Annotated in this window: 16 protein-coding genes; 6 read left to right on the plus strand and 10 right to left on the minus strand. The window is 41.8% G+C overall.

Features of this window, described 5'->3' with window-relative positions:
- Positions 1-153: 153 nt before the first annotated feature.
- Positions 154-2,763, minus strand: coding sequence for a WIAG-tail domain (locus tag AC1TO9_RS11045; RefSeq protein WP_482059185.1), 2,610 nt, complete (start codon positions 2,761-2,763; stop codon positions 154-156).
- Between the two features lie 441 nt (positions 2,764-3,204).
- Between AC1TO9_RS11045 and asd the strand changes: the two genes are divergently transcribed.
- Complete coding sequence (gene asd, locus AC1TO9_RS11050) at positions 3,205-4,011, plus strand: archaetidylserine decarboxylase (protein ID WP_482059186.1); 807 nt, start codon at positions 3,205-3,207, stop codon at positions 4,009-4,011.
- Here asd and AC1TO9_RS11055 read toward each other — a convergent pair.
- The 3 genes from AC1TO9_RS11055 to pdxR all read right to left on the minus strand — a co-directional run bounded on the left by AC1TO9_RS11055 (position 4,008) and on the right by pdxR (position 7,186).
- Positions 4,008-4,862 carry an SDR family oxidoreductase gene (locus AC1TO9_RS11055; protein ID WP_482059187.1) on the minus strand — a complete coding sequence of 285 codons (855 nt, stop codon included), beginning with the start codon at positions 4,860-4,862 and terminating at the stop codon, positions 4,008-4,010. The genes asd and AC1TO9_RS11055 overlap by 4 nt on opposite strands.
- Before the next feature lie 25 nt (positions 4,863-4,887).
- The gene (locus AC1TO9_RS11060) at positions 4,888-5,673 is read right to left on the minus strand and encodes a helix-turn-helix domain-containing protein (RefSeq protein WP_482059188.1); all 786 of its coding nucleotides are present in this window, start codon (positions 5,671-5,673) and stop codon (positions 4,888-4,890) included.
- A 64-nt stretch (positions 5,674-5,737) separates the two neighbouring features.
- Entirely contained in the window at positions 5,738-7,186 is a 1,449-nt protein-coding gene (pdxR, locus tag AC1TO9_RS11065) for a MocR-like pyridoxine biosynthesis transcription factor PdxR (RefSeq protein WP_482059189.1), read from the minus strand.
- A gap of 149 nt (positions 7,187-7,335) precedes the next feature.
- Between pdxR and AC1TO9_RS11070 the strand changes: the two genes are divergently transcribed.
- The 3 genes from AC1TO9_RS11070 (at position 7,336) to AC1TO9_RS11080 (ending at position 9,603) form a co-directional block, all read left to right on the plus strand.
- Positions 7,336-7,950 (plus strand): pyridoxamine 5'-phosphate oxidase family protein, encoded by a 615-nt coding sequence (locus AC1TO9_RS11070; RefSeq protein ID WP_482059190.1) that lies wholly within the window; start codon positions 7,336-7,338, stop codon positions 7,948-7,950.
- Positions 7,951-8,050: 100 nt separating this feature from the next.
- Positions 8,051-9,358, plus strand: coding sequence for an aminotransferase class I/II-fold pyridoxal phosphate-dependent enzyme (locus AC1TO9_RS11075; protein WP_482055677.1), 1,308 nt, complete (start codon positions 8,051-8,053; stop codon positions 9,356-9,358).
- A 128-nt stretch (positions 9,359-9,486) separates the two neighbouring features.
- Positions 9,487-9,603, plus strand: coding sequence for a YjcZ family sporulation protein (locus tag AC1TO9_RS11080; RefSeq protein WP_482055575.1), 117 nt, complete (start codon positions 9,487-9,489; stop codon positions 9,601-9,603).
- A gap of 64 nt (positions 9,604-9,667) precedes the next feature.
- Here the strand turns inward: AC1TO9_RS11080 and AC1TO9_RS11085 are convergent, their stop codons facing one another.
- The 5 genes from AC1TO9_RS11085 to AC1TO9_RS11105 all read right to left on the minus strand — a co-directional run bounded on the left by AC1TO9_RS11085 (position 9,668) and on the right by AC1TO9_RS11105 (position 14,644).
- The gene (locus AC1TO9_RS11085) at positions 9,668-10,885 is read right to left on the minus strand and encodes an ABC transporter permease (protein ID WP_482055676.1); all 1,218 of its coding nucleotides are present in this window, start codon (positions 10,883-10,885) and stop codon (positions 9,668-9,670) included.
- Positions 10,886-10,887: 2 nt separating this feature from the next.
- On the minus strand, positions 10,888-11,634 hold the full coding sequence (locus tag AC1TO9_RS11090) for an ABC transporter ATP-binding protein (RefSeq protein WP_482055574.1): 747 nt from the start codon (positions 11,632-11,634) through the stop codon (positions 10,888-10,890).
- Between the two features lie 103 nt (positions 11,635-11,737).
- On the minus strand, positions 11,738-13,225 hold the full coding sequence (locus tag AC1TO9_RS11095; protein ID WP_482055573.1) for a DEAD/DEAH box helicase: 1,488 nt from the start codon (positions 13,223-13,225) through the stop codon (positions 11,738-11,740).
- A gap of 146 nt (positions 13,226-13,371) precedes the next feature.
- On the minus strand, positions 13,372-14,145 hold the full coding sequence (locus AC1TO9_RS11100; protein WP_482059191.1) for an SDR family NAD(P)-dependent oxidoreductase: 774 nt from the start codon (positions 14,143-14,145) through the stop codon (positions 13,372-13,374).
- Between the two features lie 40 nt (positions 14,146-14,185).
- On the minus strand, positions 14,186-14,644 hold the full coding sequence (locus AC1TO9_RS11105) for a chemotaxis protein CheX (protein WP_482055571.1): 459 nt from the start codon (positions 14,642-14,644) through the stop codon (positions 14,186-14,188).
- A 342-nt stretch (positions 14,645-14,986) separates the two neighbouring features.
- Here AC1TO9_RS11105 and AC1TO9_RS11110 point away from each other — a divergent pair, with 342 nt between their 5' ends.
- Both AC1TO9_RS11110 and AC1TO9_RS11115 read left to right on the plus strand, forming a co-directional pair.
- On the plus strand, positions 14,987-15,889 hold the full coding sequence (locus tag AC1TO9_RS11110) for a LysR family transcriptional regulator (protein ID WP_482055570.1): 903 nt from the start codon (positions 14,987-14,989) through the stop codon (positions 15,887-15,889).
- Between the two features lie 31 nt (positions 15,890-15,920).
- Entirely contained in the window at positions 15,921-16,733 is an 813-nt protein-coding gene (locus AC1TO9_RS11115; protein ID WP_482055569.1) for a histidinol-phosphatase, read from the plus strand.
- 112 nt (positions 16,734-16,845) lie between these two features.
- Here the strand turns inward: AC1TO9_RS11115 and AC1TO9_RS11120 are convergent, their stop codons facing one another.
- On the minus strand, positions 16,846-17,439 hold the full coding sequence (locus AC1TO9_RS11120; RefSeq protein WP_482059192.1) for a GNAT family N-acetyltransferase: 594 nt from the start codon (positions 17,437-17,439) through the stop codon (positions 16,846-16,848).
- Between the last annotated feature and the right edge of the window lie 4 nt (positions 17,440-17,443).

Here is a 17,443-nt window from a genome sequence, read left to right on the forward strand (position 1 = left end):
GGTTTGGTTCCCTACCCCATCCGCTTCCGCCTACAATATCATATGCCTTCTGCAAGAGGACAGTCACGATAATTCCCAATCTTTTTAACTTATCCCCAAAAAAACTCCCTTACTATGTTGAAGTAAAGGAGTGTACGCTTCCTCAATCATATTCTATGAATGGGGTGCTGTTCCAACTGCTATCCAAGATAAATACCCCAATAACTGCGAACCCCCAGGACGCCGAATAACTTCTATAATTGCATGATCTACATCCTGAGATTGTAGTGAGGCGTAGAAATCAGGATGATTACACATGGCAACAATCACATAGTGAATATTCATGAATGGCTCTTCAATAGAGATAGGGACTTCTACACTACTTTCTCCCACCTTGAACATAAAGGGTGTCATACCATACTGTTGCAGCGTGGGCTTCTCGGAACTGCTATACACAGGCGTAAACGTGAGATGTTCGAAATTTACAGATTTCGAACTTAGATGTATACCTTTAACAGCATCCTCCTGCAAGTGTCCCATACCCACTACACTAGGCCCCAAGTGCCACTCCTGCACGCTTTCCGCTTGCAGGTGCTCTCCCGCTACCGCGCCTGACTGTAGCGCCGCGCTTCCTACGGATTCTGCACCAAGCTTCGCTACCGTTACCGCCCCATCTTGCAGCGCAGCACTGCCTACAGCTGACGCTCCGAGTTTCTCCCCTGTCACTGCCCCTTCTGCCAAGGCATCTCCCCCTACAGCTGCTCTCGAGATATGCTCACTTAAGATAGAGGCAAGGGCAATCTTTGACGAACCGATACTCCCATCCGCAAATTTAGACGAAGTCACAGATAAATCCTGAATTTTGTCAGTTGAGACACTTTCAGGTGATAACTTAAGCGAGGTAACCGCATAGTCGGCGAGATTCTGTGAAAACACAATCCCATGTCCTAACTGCTCTGTCTTAACACTACCCAAGGATAATTTCTCTCCGGTTACAGACGCATCCTTCAAGTTTGCGGTATCCACACTTCCAGCCTGTAAATGTTGATTATATATAGTATTGTGCGCGATATGAAGGGAATGAATAGCATCTTTTTGCAACTCTGTTGAACCAATACTATTGACTGCAATATGCTCATTAGTAACAGCTTCCAAAGCAATATGCTTGGAAGTCACAGCCTGTTCTTCAATGGCCTTACTTCCGACTGCTCCCGTACTTATTTTGCCGAACGTCACGCTCCTATCGGCAAGTTTCTCAGTCGTAATTCCACCTTCTTTGACATGACGCGTTTCAATTGAGCTATCTGTAATATGTTTACCCTCAATTGAATAAAGGTCTATTTTATCAGAGGTGACTGCATGATCTTCTAGATGTAACTTTGCAATACTGGCTACATCAATATGTTCGCCTCTAATCGCTCCTGAACGAATGTGACTAGTATTTATAGTATCCTTCGCAATATGGATGTCTTGTATTGCTGATTTCGCGATATGCCTTGCCATGATCGCCTCATTTACAATCTTGTTCGGAAGAATGCTCTGATCCGCAATTTTGGATGCTGTTATCGTCTGCTCTACGATATGATTCGTACTCACCGATTGATCTGCGAGCTTGGTAGAGCCAACGCTTTGGTCAGCAAGGTGTCTGTTACTCACTTCACCTTGCCCGATTTGATTCCCACTCAAGATTACTTCTGCTAAATGTCGTTCTGTGATTGCATCATGCGCTAAGATTTCCGAAGTTACGGCCCCTTGTTGTAAATGAATACTCTCGATAGAACCAGCAGCGATATGCTCTGAACTGACACTCTCGAGAGCCAGTTGTTCCCTGCCAATGGCTTCAAACGCCACATGCTCTGCAGTTACGGATCGTTTACTTAAATGACGTCCTTCAACCGTATTATCCTGCAGCTTATCACCCGTTATTTCACCACTCCGAATCTTAGAAGTTGTAACTGCTCCTTCACTTAGCTTAGAAGTCGTAATAGACTCATTCATCAAGTGGTGATCCTGAATACTAGATCCAGCAATTTTGTTAGTTGTCACGGACTGATCCTGCAGCATATCACTGGAAATAAATACATGACTAAGATGGCGTAGTCTTATTGAACCATCCGCAATTTTGCTCGCATCGATGATCTGATCGGCTAATTTGGATGAGGTGATACTACCATCCTTAATCTTATCCTCATCGATGGAACGATCACGGATCTTACTTCCTGTAACAGCGCTATCCGCAATATGATCCTCTGTAATTGACCCTAGAGCAATTTTGGAAGAAATAACTGAATCGTCCGCAAGTTGAATGTGAGTCACCGCATGATCTGCAATAGCCTCACTCCCGATAATCCCTGGTTGTAGTTTGGAGCTATCAATTGCCCCAATCGCTATTTTATCACCTGTCACAGATGCGTAACTGAGGTCGTCTGCATAAATGAACGCTTGCGGGGAACCCGGCATCTTTTTCTCTGCTAAAATCGACTCCAAATGACTCCCTTCTTCATATGCTGTAATTTCCGTTTCTGTAACTTCTGTTTCATTTAAGTATTCTTGCCACGAATCTACTGTTTCGGAATTTGGTCCAGCCATATTTGAGAGGACTGCAAGTGAGGGATCTTCCTCTATTGAGACCTCCGTTGCTATGGAATTAATATTAGCTACATTTCTTTTTTTTTCCAATCGTTTGGATTTACTCATCAAATTCAGCTCTTGTATATCTGGATTATCTACATAATAGAGCCGCTTATTAGCTTTCGCTGAATAGTTCTTCATCCTTTTTTTCAAAGCATTCTCTCCTTCCTGACATAACGATCTTTGGCATCCTATGCAGGCACTTAGGCTGATGTCACCATTTTGAATGAAAATAGTAATCTTGCCATTCCATTAGTTCGCCATTCTGCTGAATACACGAGTTCTATCCAACACATCAGGGTTCGGATTATTTCTTATGTAATAGTGCGTGTTCAAAAAGTCAGCTTTTCAGCACCGAGAAGATTGAATGAAGATAGGGAGTGAGGAGCGGAGCGTAGGCAGTACCTACGTGAGCACCGGAAGGACCAGCTGAATTCAATATTCGATGTCGAATTAGCCTCCCGCTATACTTCGTGATCAAAAGATGACTTTTTGAACAACCTCTAATAATATTAACCATTTTTATTGATTTAACATCTAATCTATGCCAGTATATTACAGAACGATTAGGTAACCTCTGAAGGGAGAATAACGATGGCAAAAAAAATACTTCGGCTGATGACGGAACTCTCCTCAAGAAAATCGCTATCCCGAATCATGGGTCGCTTTTCTCATAGTGGTGTAAGTCGCTACGTCATCCCAACGTTTATACGAAACTATCAAATACCCGCATCTGAAGCGGAAAAAGATATAAGTGAATACCATTCTCTTAATGCATTCTTTACTCGCAAGCTAAAACCTGGAATGAGACCCATTGATACGGGTGAGCATTCCTTAACTAGTCCCGTGGATGCCCGAATCACGGCAATGGGTGACATTTCATCAGGGACCATTCTAAATGTAAAAGGACAAAATTATTCTGTAGAGGACATTCTTCATCACTCCCCACATTTAGAGCTGTACAAGAACGGTTATGTATTCGTTCTTTACTTGAGTCCAACCGATTATCATCGTATTCACTCACCAGTAACGGGCGTGAAGACGGAGAGTGAACATATTCGTGGTCGTGTTTATCCCGTGAATGATTTCGGAATGACACATATGCCCTCAGTACTAAGTCGTAACGAAAGACTCATCACGTACATAGCACATTCTTTTGGGGAAGTGGCTGTCATAAAAGTGGGCGCGATGAATGTCAGCAGTATCCAATACACCGACAAGTCAGTGAGCCAATGGAGTAAAGGCGATGATCTTGCCTATTTCGAATTCGGATCCACTGTAGTTCTATTGATGGAGAACGGTACTTTTACTCCCCGTGATGATCTAAAACCTGGAGATGCCGTACGAATGGGACAACGATTAGGTGAGCTTCATCCTTGTCCACAAATTGGGCATCGCTAGTTCTTCTTATTTAGGATATACAGGATCATGAATTGGAACCAACGATCTGGTAATACATGTTTGGCAATCACCGTTAAAGCTGTCCCCCGAGGAATTCGATAACGAAATGCTGGAGAGTGTACGGTGGCAATCTTTGTGATGAGTAGAGCCACATCCACAGGGTCACCACCGCCTGTCGCACTCCGTTGCGAATATTGTAGAATACGATCCAGTAAACCTTTATAAGGAGAATGGGATGCTGTTCTTAATTGAGAGAAGCTCTTCCCCCAGATCGGTGTCCCATAAGCTCCAGGCTCCACCAATACAACATGAATACCGAACTGCTTCACTTCCATGGCGAGGCATTCGCTGAATCCTTCTAATGCGAATTTAGAGGATGCATAGGGTCCAAATCCAGGAAACCCAACCTCCCCACTTATGCTGCTCATCTGAATAATGCGTCCTCCATTTCCCTCCCTCATTAAAGGGAGTACGGCTTGAGTAACACAGACCATCCCTATAAAATTGACCTCAAACTGCTCCTTCCATACGGAAAGAGGTACCTCTTCAATCATCCCTCCGTAAGCTGCACCAGCATTATTTACTAATACGTCTAGTCGCCCGTACCGTTCTTTAATCTGTTTGACTACTTGATGTACCTGTTCTTCATTCTGAATATCCATTTCAACTACTTCGATTAAAGATTCCACGCCTGCCATCTGGGCCGCTCGCATCAACGAATCTTTGTCCTCTGGTCGACGCATACCTGATACAACGGTAAACCCCTTCCGCGCAAGCTCTACACTGGTAAGTAGACCGAAGCCACTCGAGCATCCGGTCACAAGTGCAATCCGATCTGTCTTATTGTTCATAACTCATGATCATTCCCTTCCTATTCTAACGGATTTCTGATGGATTATGACCTGTATATTGTTTAAATTGTCTGCTAAAAAAGAAGATATCACGATACCCGAGAGTCTCTGCCACTTCTGTCACATTCATACCTGCATACAGCAGTAGATGCTGTGCTCTTTCGATTCGCATCTTAATACTATAGGACTGAACAGACGAACCTATGATTTCTTTAAATTTAATAGAGAAATAGCGTGGTGACAATCCTGCACGAGCTGCTAAATTTGCCACACGATGTTGAGTTCCGGGGTGTTGTAATATGTAGTTAGCAATTTCGTGTATAGCTTCTGATAAATGATTACTTACCATTCTCTGAACAGGTTGCTCCTGATCTTCACGCATTAAATGGATCATAAGCTGCTTAAGAATAAGCTGACCTTCCTCCTTAGCAGCATAGGTTGCCACTAGAAACAAACGCACGTAACGAGCTAACATATATTCAAAGTCAACTGTCTCACAAATGATTCGATAGGGAAGAGGAACACCCGTTATGGGTTCCAACACGTCAAAGTGAATATAACTCAGGATCAATGGCTTCTTTGGATTATGTATAGCGCTCGTATGATCCCCAGGTCGAAATAGAAAGCAACTTCCTTTAGCTATTTCATATGATTTATCATTCCTTATTAGTGTCCCTTCGCCACCCCAGACGTAGAAGAGATCGTAATTGGGCAATGCTTTCTCTCGTTTTTGCCATTTCCATGTAGGCTCACATACAATTTTGGCTACAGAGGGCTTGATCTCAAAGGAAGACGGCGAAGCATGTAGCATGTCCTAATCCTCTCCTATCTAAAATATTTAACTCTACTAGCAGTTCATCTCATGCTATTTCAAATCATTGTTGCACATCCATCCATGCTGTCGCAAGCCGGTGCACCCCTTCTACCATCTGATCATCATCGAGGTGAACAAACCCAAAGCAAGCTCCTAAAGGCCCAGGTATGATTCTATATGTTGAAGCATCCCTAAAGTCCACATTTCTCAACTTCGCTGCCACTTTAAAAGCTTCATATTCCTCTGCTGAACGCTGCCAATTCGCATAAATATGCAATCCTGCATCTCCTTTAATAAGACAGAATATATCACTCAGATGATCTGACATTAGAGAATAAAGTCGGTCATACCGCACTCTATATATCCGTCTCATTCGCCGGAGATGCCGGTTATAATGTCCATGGATCATGAAATGTGCAAGTGCCCTCTGCTCCAATAGCCCTGGAGAAATGGGATCGTATAACGCTTTAGCTTGCACGACAGGCTCAACAAGTGCATTCGGTAATATTGCGTAACCTAAGCGTAATCCAGCGAACATCGTTTTTGAAAAGGAGCCTACATAGATGACTCTACCATCCGAATCCAATGCCTTGAGCGGCTCAATTGGACGACCTCCCCAGCGAAATTCACTATCATAATCATCTTCAACAATGACACCCTCTTGCTTCTGTACCCATTTCAATATCTGCCTACGTCGGTCTAATGAGAGTACAGCACCCGTAGGAAATTGACGACTAGGGGTCACGAAGAGTACCCGTGCATTCCACTCTTTCGGTATTAATCCTTCCTCATCTACATCTCCTCTTACAATCTTGCCTCCACACGCTTGAATCGCATTACGAATACCATGGTAACCTGGATCTTCCACCACAACCGATTCCCCCTCATTCACCAGAAGCTGTGATAGAATGGCAATCCCTTGCATAGAGCCACTAAATAGAACGACGTTAGAAGCTTCTACTGCAATACCACGGGTAATCCGTAGATGCCCTGCAATAGCTTCGCGTAGCTCAGCATCTCCTTCAGGACGAGCAATAACTGCTAAATCTCCGCCACCTTTACCACCTGCGTAAGCTAGCGCACTTCGCCATTCATCATAAGGGAAGTATTCCATGGGCATCCCTTCAAGCAGAAAGCTAATTCCTCCTTCAAGTTTCGGTTTATCGTAATGGGTTCGATGCTGACTTAGCAATCTTTTCCCCCAAGAAGAGAGCGTGATATCTGCACTAAAGTCCTGTTCTTCAGTTGCCGGAGTGGGACCCGCATGAGTAACAAAGGTTCCCTTTCCTACAATCATTTGAACGTACCCCTCAGCAAGTAACATATCGTAACTCTGGGCAACAGATCCGCGCGAGATATTATACAGATTCGCTAAATAACGAGTAGAAGGAAGCTTGGAGCCTGAAGACAATCTCCCTTCGAGAATAGCGTCACGTAATGCATAATAGATCGCTACATATTTATATCGATACTTCTCCAAATAGGAGTCTAATGGCAAAGACAACTCCATTCCATCACCTTCTTCTATCCTTAGTAAATTGAGTGGCCTATAAAATATAACCCAAATTGGATCTTATTACTTGTCAATTATTATTATACGATATTGTTATGAATCATAGTGATTCAACCAACCCAATTACAGATTAGGAGATCGTTGCCATGAGAAGACAAGAGTTTAGTGTACAAGAAGAGGGGGAAGTAATGAAATTCTTATCAGGAATGAGCTTCGGATTTCTAGGAACTGTCAATGAATTCGGTAGCCCACGAGTGACTCCGCTCAATTTCATATATGATCAAGGTTGCTTTTATTTCCATGGAAGTCGTGTCGGAGAAAAAATGAATCATATGCGTTCCAATGATCAAGTCAGCTTTACAGTTGCTGATGAATACGCATTGATACCTTCCTATTTCAGTGATCCCACATTAGCTTGTCCTGCTACAGCTTACTTCAAGAGTGTAACGGTCAGCGGAAAGGCTGAAGTCGTTGATGGACTAGAAGAAAAAGGAAGGATATTTACTTTATTCATGAAAAAACTACAACCAGAGGGAGGATTCGATCCTATTGATCCTGTGGATCCTCGATATGCCTCACGACTTCGCGGAGTGGCCATCATGAAAATAATAACGACCCACTTATCGGCTAAATTTAAATTCGGACAGAATTTATCTGAGACTGCCATGGATAAAGTGATCACTGGACTCGAACATAGAGGACGAGAGCGTGATCAAGAGACAATTAAACATATGAAGAAATACTGTCCTCATATGCAGTGATTCAGTAATTATCAGTGACTGTTTACTTACTAGGTGGTATAATATGTCCAGCGAAAACGGAAAAATCCTCACATTATACAAACTTGGAAGGATGGACATTATGAACCAACTTGCTGAACAGTTAAATGAGAATATTAAAGCTGGAAATACGCATGTGTATGACATGTTATCAACCCTTGGAAAAGAGATTTATTTTCCTAAAGAGGGGATTCTTAGCCAATCCGCTGAAGCAACAGCCCATGCGAAGAAATATAATGCAACGATAGGCATTGCCACTGAAGGCGGAGTTCCCATGCATCTGAAAGTCATTCAAGACAAACTATCCGCATTCCAACCTAAAGATCTATATAGTTATGCTCCTCCGGCAGGAAAGCCGGAACTTCGGAGCGTATGGCGGAGCAAGATGCTACAAGAGAATCCTTCTCTACATGATAAGTCTTTTGGTAATCCCGTTGTCACTAATGCACTGACACACGGACTTAGTATCATCGCCGATTTATTTGTTGATGAAGGCGATGCTGTCATCTATCCTGATAAAAATTGGGAGAATTATGAACTAACCTTTGGTGTTCGTCGCCATGGTGAGACCATTAACTACCCACTATTTACGGATGACATGTCTTTCAATAGTGCTGGACTTCGGGAAACCTTATTAGCTCAACAGAGCAAGGGTAAAGCTATTGTTTTGCTCAATTTCCCTAACAATCCAACAGGTTATACGCCAGGTCTCAAAGAAGGCGAAGAAATTGTTGCCGTCATTAAAGAAGCTGCAGAAGCTGGAATCAATGTTGTTGTCGTAACAGACGATGCCTACTTTGCCCTCTTCTTTGAAGATTCCATGAAAGAATCATTATTTGGTAAGCTAGCAGGAATCCATCCTCGCGTGCTTCCAATCAAAATAGACGGAGCTACCAAGGAAGAATTCGTATGGGGTTTCCGTGTTGGATTCATCACCTATGCCTCTGATAATACAGATGTGCTAGTTGCTCTTGAACAAAAGACATTAGGCATTATCCGTGCGACGATCTCAAGCGGGCCACACCCTTCTCAAACCTTTATACTCGAAGCTCTGAAGGCTCCTGAATTTGCAGCCCAAAAGGAAGAAAAATTCCAAATTATGAAGGGGCGCGCCAATCGTGTAAAGGCCTTGCTCGATAATGACGCATACAATGAGGTATGGGAGTACTACCCTTTCAACTCCGGATATTTCATGTGCTTGAAATTGAAGACAGTAAAGGCTGAAGCTTTACGTATCCATTTGATTCAAGAATACGGTGTGGGAACTATCGCTTTAGGGGAGCATGATTTGAGAATTGCTTTCTCCTGTATTGACGAAGAATACCTTGAGGATTTATACGAATTGATTTATAAAGGTATTCAGGATTTACAATCTAGCTCTAACGAATGAGTTTTTGAACAACCTCTATCATGACTTCATTTTTAACAAGTATGGGGTAATACCCAAGCACTCAATTCCTTACTTTCATACAATACGGTGTAGTACCGAAACACATCATGTATGAGAGGGGAATTAATATGAGCGGAGTAGAAGAAGTTAGAGGCGGATATGGTGGGGGAATGTTTACTAATACTGGCGCGATCTTAGTCCTGTTCATTTTGTTGGTTATTATCACTAAATCCTTCTGGATCTAATTTAACATCGTAATTAATAACAGGCCGGAGAGATCACTCCCCGGCCTGTTTGTTCATATATTAACTAATCTTCATCAATTTCCTTATTAATCTTACGAGAGAGTACACCTCGAATGAGAAATGACATAACGATTCCAGCAGCAAGCGTACTCATCGTCAAGCTTACATGCGCCCATCCATCCCCCCATAAGGGTAACCAAAGAATAATCGCCAATAACAAATGAACTTGAAATACAAATATCGTTACATTACGTTGTCTGCTATTACTCGGAATCGGATAAATATTCAGCCAAAAGGAATCTCGATGATAACCTTGTAGCGAAGATAACTGTACGCCAACCAAGAACAGAAAGAATAAGTAAATGCCACTTCCCAGCAAGCTACCACGTGTCCACCATGCTAGTAATATACCTAGTAAGCTAGCACGCATAACAATTCCAAATATATCGCTACGCACGAAACTCTTCGTAATAAGATATCTATACGCGGAACTTCGTACCCATGAGAGTTGGCTTCCCACTTTAGAGAGTAAACGACGAGGATACACACGTTGTTGCCGCTCTGGAACATTAACAAACCATCCTAACACCATCATCACTCGGCCAATTTGAGATTGTTCTTTCGCAATCAATCGCTCCCATGCAACTAAATGCTTCACTGGGAATGACAATGATATGACATAGGTTACTAGAAGTAGAAGAACATAAATAAGACTCTTCCCCACGGGCTGCCATAGCCATGCGGACAGGCCCAATGCCATCACTACCCACCGCAGTAAGCGATATCCTTTAGAAGCTCGAATAGACACCATTGAGAGCTCTTTCCAGCCACCATAGCTTGATATGATCTTCAATATAAAAAGGAGAATCAGAAAAATCCAAAATGGCTTCGGTGTAATATCACTTCGAAAGTACAGTGGCCATGCTGTCAGAAATACCAGTGTCAGTCCAACTAGCTTGTACATCACACTGCTAATCCAACTGCCTGATAAATAACTCTTCATCTTCGATTCTTGCGGGAGAAGGAATACAACATCAGGAAATTGTAGATATGTACGGAAATTACTCTGAGCAGTTAGCGGAAGTAATACAACCAACATGATCCAGCGAATAGGTAATTCTGCTGGAATATGTTGTACTAATGATGTATACCATGCAGAGAAAGCAATAAACATAAATAGGAACATGACGGCCACGCCACTTTGCATGACATACCCTAAATAGGGAATGATCTCTCCCCAAAATTGACGACGTCGTTGAATACGGAGACTCTTCAGATCCATCATCAAACCCTACCTTGTACAAGCGTGTAGAAAAGTTCCTCCAACGGGACACCTGGCTTGCCTACTTGTTCAGCAATTTGTTCAAGTGTGCCTTGCGCAATAATGCTTCCTTGATGCAAGACGATAAATCGATCACAGTAATTCTCAATAGTCGATAGAATATGTGAACTTAGTAGAATCGAGGAACCACCTGCTTTTAACTCCACCATGAAATCCAGCAACGATCGAATCCCAAGTGGATCAAGACCGAGGAAAGGCTCATCAATAATATAAAGGGATGGTCGTGCCACAAACGCACACATGATCATCACCTTTTGTTTCATCCCTTTAGACAAATGAATCGATAAACTATCCATCTTATCTTCCATATGAAATAATGCCATTAGCTTCTGGGAGCGTTCCTCGAAGTCATCCTTGGACACCCCGTAAGCTCTTGCGGTAAATTCCAAATGCTCCCTAACGGTCATTTCCTCGTAAAGTAACGGAGATTCCGGTACGAATGCAAGAGCATTATGATATGCTTCAGAATCTTCTTCCCGCTTCTTTCCTTTAACGCGAATATCCCCTTTTTGAGGTGTCATGAGACCAAGAATATGCTTCATCGTTGTACTTTTACCGGCCCCGTTCAGCCCGATTAAACCGATCATTTCCCCTGTCCCCACCTGAAGCTGAACATCATGCAATACAGGACGATTCAGACTGTAACCTCCAGTTAATCCTTGAATATCTAATACTGGTGTTTCACTCATTATTATCACCTCAATTTTGATAAATACAATCCATTTGCAGGCTCATGGGAGCAGAGATACATTTTAGCAGGCTGTTCAAAATTCAACTTTTCAAACTCGTATTTTATGTGCGCGGCGGCTTATTTTTCAACCATTTCGGTGCACCTTTGTTTTTACGTATACGCTCCCGCTCACTTTTACTAGCTCCAGTAGAGTTCCGAGCTGACTTACGTGGGGCCTCCGTCATCTGAACTGGTGGTGTGAAAGACTCACTGCTAGCACTTTGCTGTGTATATTCTATGGCCTCAATCTGTACTGGCTTATTATCGATGGATGGCTTCCGCTCATTTGTTGTAAGATTTCCTTGTCTTTTCTGAGCTTCATCCCTACGTTTACTACTTTCTTCACCTGAACGATTGGCTGTTTTCGCTTCCTTAAATGAACCTGGAACTTCTCTAACCTTTAAGTTCTCTTTGCCAGGTTCAATCACCTTGCCCAATGACATCGTTCGAAGTCCAATCGGGGTCTTAAGCTCTTTGATAAACTTCTTTATAATAAATGTCTGACGATCCGTAATGATGGAGAGTACCGTTCCACTACGTCCCATTCTTCCTGTTCGACCTGCACGATGCACGTAATGCTCCGAATTTGTTGGTGGATCATAGTTAATAACCATCGTTAACCCTTCAATATCCAATCCACGCGCTGCTAAATCACTAGCTACAAGCAATTTAAATTTACCTTTACGAAATCGATCCAACACCCCACTACGGGCCATTTTGTCAGCATCCCCATAAAGTGCCTGCGTCGTAATCCCTAAATGGTTCATCTTCGCCTCTACTTCCGCTATATCCTCTGTCGTGTTCACGAAGACGAGCGCCTTTTTAGGATTGTAATGACGGATTAGACGACGTAGCGTGTCTGGCTTATCCCGTTCTTCTGCAATAAAATAGAAATGCTCTAGCCCGGAAGCTGTCATTTGCTCAGGAGCTATCCCAACTACTACGGGTTCCTTCATTTCTCTACTTACCAGCGCTGCCGACTCTTTACTAATCGTTGCAGACAGAAACACCAGTTGTCGATCACGCATAGTACTGCGAATAATACGACTTACGTCACCCGCTGCACCCAATTGGAACACTTGGTCAACTTCATCTACAACAATCATGTTAACTTGATGCATTCTGAGCTTGCGCGTTTCGATCAATTCTCTTACTCTTCCGGGAGTTCCAACGATTAATTGGGGATTAAGCCGCAACTTCTCCAATTGACGTTTCGTTGACGCTCCACCAATGAGTGCCAGAACACGAACACCTCTATCCTCTCCATACCGTTCACTTTCACGCACAATTTGCATAGCCAGTTCTTGCGTAGGCGCAATAATCAGCTTTTGAACGAATTTAAGTTCAGGATCAATCTTTTCGAGAATAGGAAGCAAATAAGCAAGCGTCTTTCCTGTTCCCGTCTGCGAATGAGCGAGCACATCCTTTCCTTGCAATACTGCTGGTATAACCTCAGCTTGTACAGGTGAGGGTTCGTGTATTTCAAATTCAGATAGTTTATTCACTAAATCCATTCGAATACCTAATTCACTAAAAGTAGTTATATTCATGTAAGTCCATCCTTTATGTTCAAATCATTCCTAATTAGAGGTTGTTCAAAAAATATGGCTTTTTGAACTCGCATCTATACATTATATGCTAAAATAGAAATCCCTCCAAATAATTAGAAAAAACCGTCCCATATGAGCCGGTTCTCTTATTTCTTATTCATCATTCTATATGTTAATCTGTCCGCCAAACGAGGGAATAGTTGATATATACGCATCCCAACCGCAGCCAACCAGGGAAGGTTAATCTCCTCCTGTTTACGTTCAATAAGTCTAACCATCTTACGAGCAACATGCGTAGGCTTCATAACAAACCAACCTATATTAGATAAGTACTTCCCTGAAGGATCTGCCAATTCAAAGAATGGCGTATCGATCGGTCCCGGATTGACCGTAGATACCGTAATCCCAGTCCCCCGCAGCTCTTGGCGCAGACTATTACTAAATCCATAAACAGCATGTTTAGTCGCCGTATATGAAGTAGACCTCGCTGTTCCAATCTTAGCTGCCATGGAGGCTACATTCACGATATGCCCATCTCCCCTCATCAACATATCAGGCAGAACCGCCTTCGTACATCTCACTGTTCCCATATAATTTACATCCATCATTTCACTGAATTCGTCTACATTCATCTCTAGAATAGAATCAAATTTACCATACCCCGCATTATTCAAAAGAACATCAATTCTTCCGTATCGTTGTATCACTCCGTTGATCACCTGTTGTACTTGTTCCTGTTGTGTTACATCCATCACAATGAGCTCGTATTTCCCCGTTAACTGCGCTCCTACGAACTCTAGCTTCTCCTTCGAGCGGGCAAGTAACACTGGAATAGCACCCTGCTCTGAAAGATACTTCGCAGCCAATGCACCAATCCCACTAGAGGCTCCCGTAATAACAACTACTTTATCTTTCAACATGATCTTTTCCTTTCCCCTAGAACTACCTTGTTTCTCTATTCTAAGATATCATCACTTGAATATCCATCTCTCCAATTCCATCCATCTTGAGTGGAATACTTAGTGCCTTTTTAGTTAGAATCAGGGAATTATTCTCCGGTGTAACAATTCTAGGTGGTGTAATATCAACCGTTACACCCTGATTGGAAAGAATGGTGCTAGCATTACCACTAATCATATTTCCAAGTTCAGATATTGCACTCTGTCCCATTTCGTCCATTTCCGTTAGAATAAAGCCGCCCATCATAACCGATACAATCTTTAATGCAACCGTCTCCTTCAATCCGAATACTATATTACCAGAGAGCTGCCCTGTCATACCCACTTGAATCCATATATCACCTTTAGTAAATTCAATTGTCTTAATACCTAGCATTCCAGTAGAAGGAGATACTTGAATAACTTGCTCGATAACAACCCTAGCAGATTCTAGAAATGGATTAATAATCTCAGCTTTCATCGTTTAATTGCGCCTCTTTCCATTGAACTTATGGTTATGGAGCCAAAAGTCCCTATATTTCATCAAAATAATTATACTTTAATCCCAAGATTATGACACCATTTATATAATATTTAATGTTTTTGATCCCTTATACCTAAATAATCCGTGCTCTATACACTCTTCGAAAAAGTACATATCTATATCTATCGGACTTTAATACCAGTTTCTGAATGGTACTCAAACATTAAATTAATAATATATCCAGACTTCCATTGCTCTGAATTAGAGTATCATCTATAATTTTATATAACGTATTGTAACGATAATATGAATTAAGTGCGTATAAAGAGGAGGAATAACGTGAATATCAGTCAGCTGGAGACACTTGTAACCATTTCAAAAACGATGAGTTTTCGAAAAGCAGGAGAATTACTTAATCTAACACAACCAGCCGTATCCGCTCAAATTAAAAGTCTCGAAGATGAGTTTAACACGGTACTTGTGGATCGAAGTCAGCCTGTCACGTTAACAGATCGAGGTGAAGTATTCTTAGATCATACCGAGCGTATTCTGTCCATTGTTGAGGAATTAAAACAACGTCTCTCTGATTTGAATGACACACCTCAAGGGCATATCGTTCTTGGAACAACCACTTCCATTGCTATACAGATACTTCCCCGAGTCCTATCTTATTACCAAGACCAGTTCCCACTCATCAAAACCAGAATTCAATCTATGGCATCGTCCCAAGTGTACAATAGCGTAGTGAATGGACAAATTGATGTTGGAATTGGATATCTTATTGAACGTAATCCTAATTTAATTACTTCAGTACTTTACTATGACACTTTTGAACTTGTCGTCACTCCCAAGCACCCTCTATCTCAAAAACCTGTAGCATCGATCGAAGAGCTACATGGTTTACCACTTATTTTACTTACTGGCGATACGGTTGGACGTAAATTTGTTGATGAAATTTTCAAAAAGCATAATATTACTCCTAATGTAATCATGGAGCTTTCTAGCAGTGAAGAAATAAAACGTATGGTGGAGCTTAACCTAGGTGCAGGTATTATTTCCAAATTATCTGTCTCTAGAGAACTACGTTTGGGCACACTAAAGATCATCCCGTTCTTCGAACTTGAGGTCACTCATCCTGTTGGTGTCATTTATAAGTCAGGAAGATATCTTAACTCTGCCATGCAGCAATTTCTAAGCGATCTAAAAGGAATGCCTGAGACAGAATTTATCAGTTCTGAATAATTTATATATAATTAAGAGGAGTGTGCAACCCTTGAAATTTGATATTCATACACATCATTATCGTTGTGGGCATGCCGATGGCGATATCCGAGATTATATCGAATCAGCTATTTCCTCTGGACTTCAGGTGATCGGTATTTCTGACCATACTCCTTACTTCCATAGAGAAGAAGACCGGGCGTTTCCGTTAATCACTATGGCAAAATCTGAATTGGCGAATTATGTACAAGAAGTCCTTCAGCTTAAGGAGGAATACGCAGGTAAAATTGATGTTTTGCTCGGTATTGAATCTGACTTTTTCCAGGAACAAGCTGATCTTTATCGACAAACGCTCTCAGAATATCCCTTTGATTATATTATTGGATCTGTTCATCAAGTAGATGATGTTAGCATTTTCAACAAGAATCGTTGGTCTAGCTTAAATACTAAACAGCAGGTTGACGTTAAAAAGGAATATTATGGATTGATACAGCAATCTGCAAAAAGTGGTATCTTCCAAATACTCGGACATATCGATGCCATGAAAGGTTATTATCCTGCATTTTCCGACATTCCAGCTAATGAAGTCATCGATGAAACTATGAAGACCATAGCTGAATGTGGTGTGGCTATAGAGATTAACACATCAGGTAAGACAAAGAAATGCGGGGGATGGTATCCTTCAAATGCCCTATTAGAAAGAGCACTCTATTATGGCGTGGATGTCACATTCGGATCTGATGCACATATTCCTGAACGTGTTGGAGATGAATTACTAGAAGTACGCTCAACACTCAAGGAGATCGGTTTCAAAGAATGGGTATACTATAAACAGAAGCAGAAGCATGTTGTCCCTTTCATTTGAAAATAAGGATAAAAAAAAGGGGACCCGTTATCAACGGGTCCTAAATGTATTTATATTTCAAAAGGGGGTTATGTAATCAGTATAACCACTCTCTGTTAGAGTTACGTAACTGTTATATTTCATTTGTGTAACAATTACTTTCTCTATATTCTCTAAAACATGTTGCGTTCAGACTGAATATGTTGATCTTACTCGTTAGATCCTGTTCTCCATACCTCTTCGGATGTATTCGATCCCAAATGAATCCATTCTTTATCAGTACCTTTTCCGAAGCGATATTATCTTCACGACATCTTCCCTCAACTCTTTTCAATCCAAGCTCCATGAAACCGAAGTTCATCAGAATCCCCACCGACTCTGTAGCCAATCCCTGTCCCCAGAATGATCGATCAAGCATGTAACCTAACGTCGCCATAGATTGAATCTTACTCCAACTTTGGAGGGAGATGAACCCTAGGAGATGATCCTCTTTACCCAGACAGATTCCGAAATGAAGATTATGCTCCACGTCACGACTTAAAATTTGGTCAAGTATCTTTCTAGATTGATAATAAGTATGATCCTTATATATTGCTACAGAATGGATCGCTTGATGATCAGAAAGAATTGACCATAATTGTTCCTTATCCGATCGCTCAATCCGTCTTAGCAGTATCCTTTCGCTATGTAGATCAGACAAATCCATAGGCCCAACGTTCCCCAACATACCT

It is taken from the genome of Paenibacillus sp. Y916, assembly GCF_056786435.1.

Coding starts and splice junctions, on each gene's coding strand:
- AC1TO9_RS11060 (WP_482059188.1), bottom strand. CDS start 5,673: ATGCTACATGCTTCGCCGTCTTCCTTTGAGATCAAGCCCTCTGTAGCC.
- AC1TO9_RS11105 (WP_482055571.1), bottom strand. CDS start 14,644: ATGAAAGCTGAGATTATTAATCCATTTCTAGAATCTGCTAGGGTTGTT.
- AC1TO9_RS11055 (WP_482059187.1), bottom strand. CDS start 4,862: ATGAACAATAAGACAGATCGGATTGCACTTGTGACCGGATGCTCGAGT.
- AC1TO9_RS11085 (WP_482055676.1), bottom strand. CDS start 10,885: ATGGATCTGAAGAGTCTCCGTATTCAACGACGTCGTCAATTTTGGGGA.
- pdxR (WP_482059189.1), bottom strand. CDS start 7,186: ATGGAGTTGTCTTTGCCATTAGACTCCTATTTGGAGAAGTATCGATAT.
- asd (WP_482059186.1), top strand. CDS start 3,205: ATGGCAAAAAAAATACTTCGGCTGATGACGGAACTCTCCTCAAGAAAA.
- AC1TO9_RS11075 (WP_482055677.1), top strand. CDS start 8,051: ATGAACCAACTTGCTGAACAGTTAAATGAGAATATTAAAGCTGGAAAT.
- AC1TO9_RS11095 (WP_482055573.1), bottom strand. CDS start 13,225: ATGAATATAACTACTTTTAGTGAATTAGGTATTCGAATGGATTTAGTG.
- AC1TO9_RS11080 (WP_482055575.1), top strand. CDS start 9,487: ATGAGCGGAGTAGAAGAAGTTAGAGGCGGATATGGTGGGGGAATGTTT.
- AC1TO9_RS11120 (WP_482059192.1), bottom strand. CDS start 17,439: ATGTTGGGGAACGTTGGGCCTATGGATTTGTCTGATCTACATAGCGAA.
- AC1TO9_RS11090 (WP_482055574.1), bottom strand. CDS start 11,634: ATGAGTGAAACACCAGTATTAGATATTCAAGGATTAACTGGAGGTTAC.
- AC1TO9_RS11100 (WP_482059191.1), bottom strand. CDS start 14,145: ATGTTGAAAGATAAAGTAGTTGTTATTACGGGAGCCTCTAGTGGGATT.
- AC1TO9_RS11070 (WP_482059190.1), top strand. CDS start 7,336: ATGAGAAGACAAGAGTTTAGTGTACAAGAAGAGGGGGAAGTAATGAAA.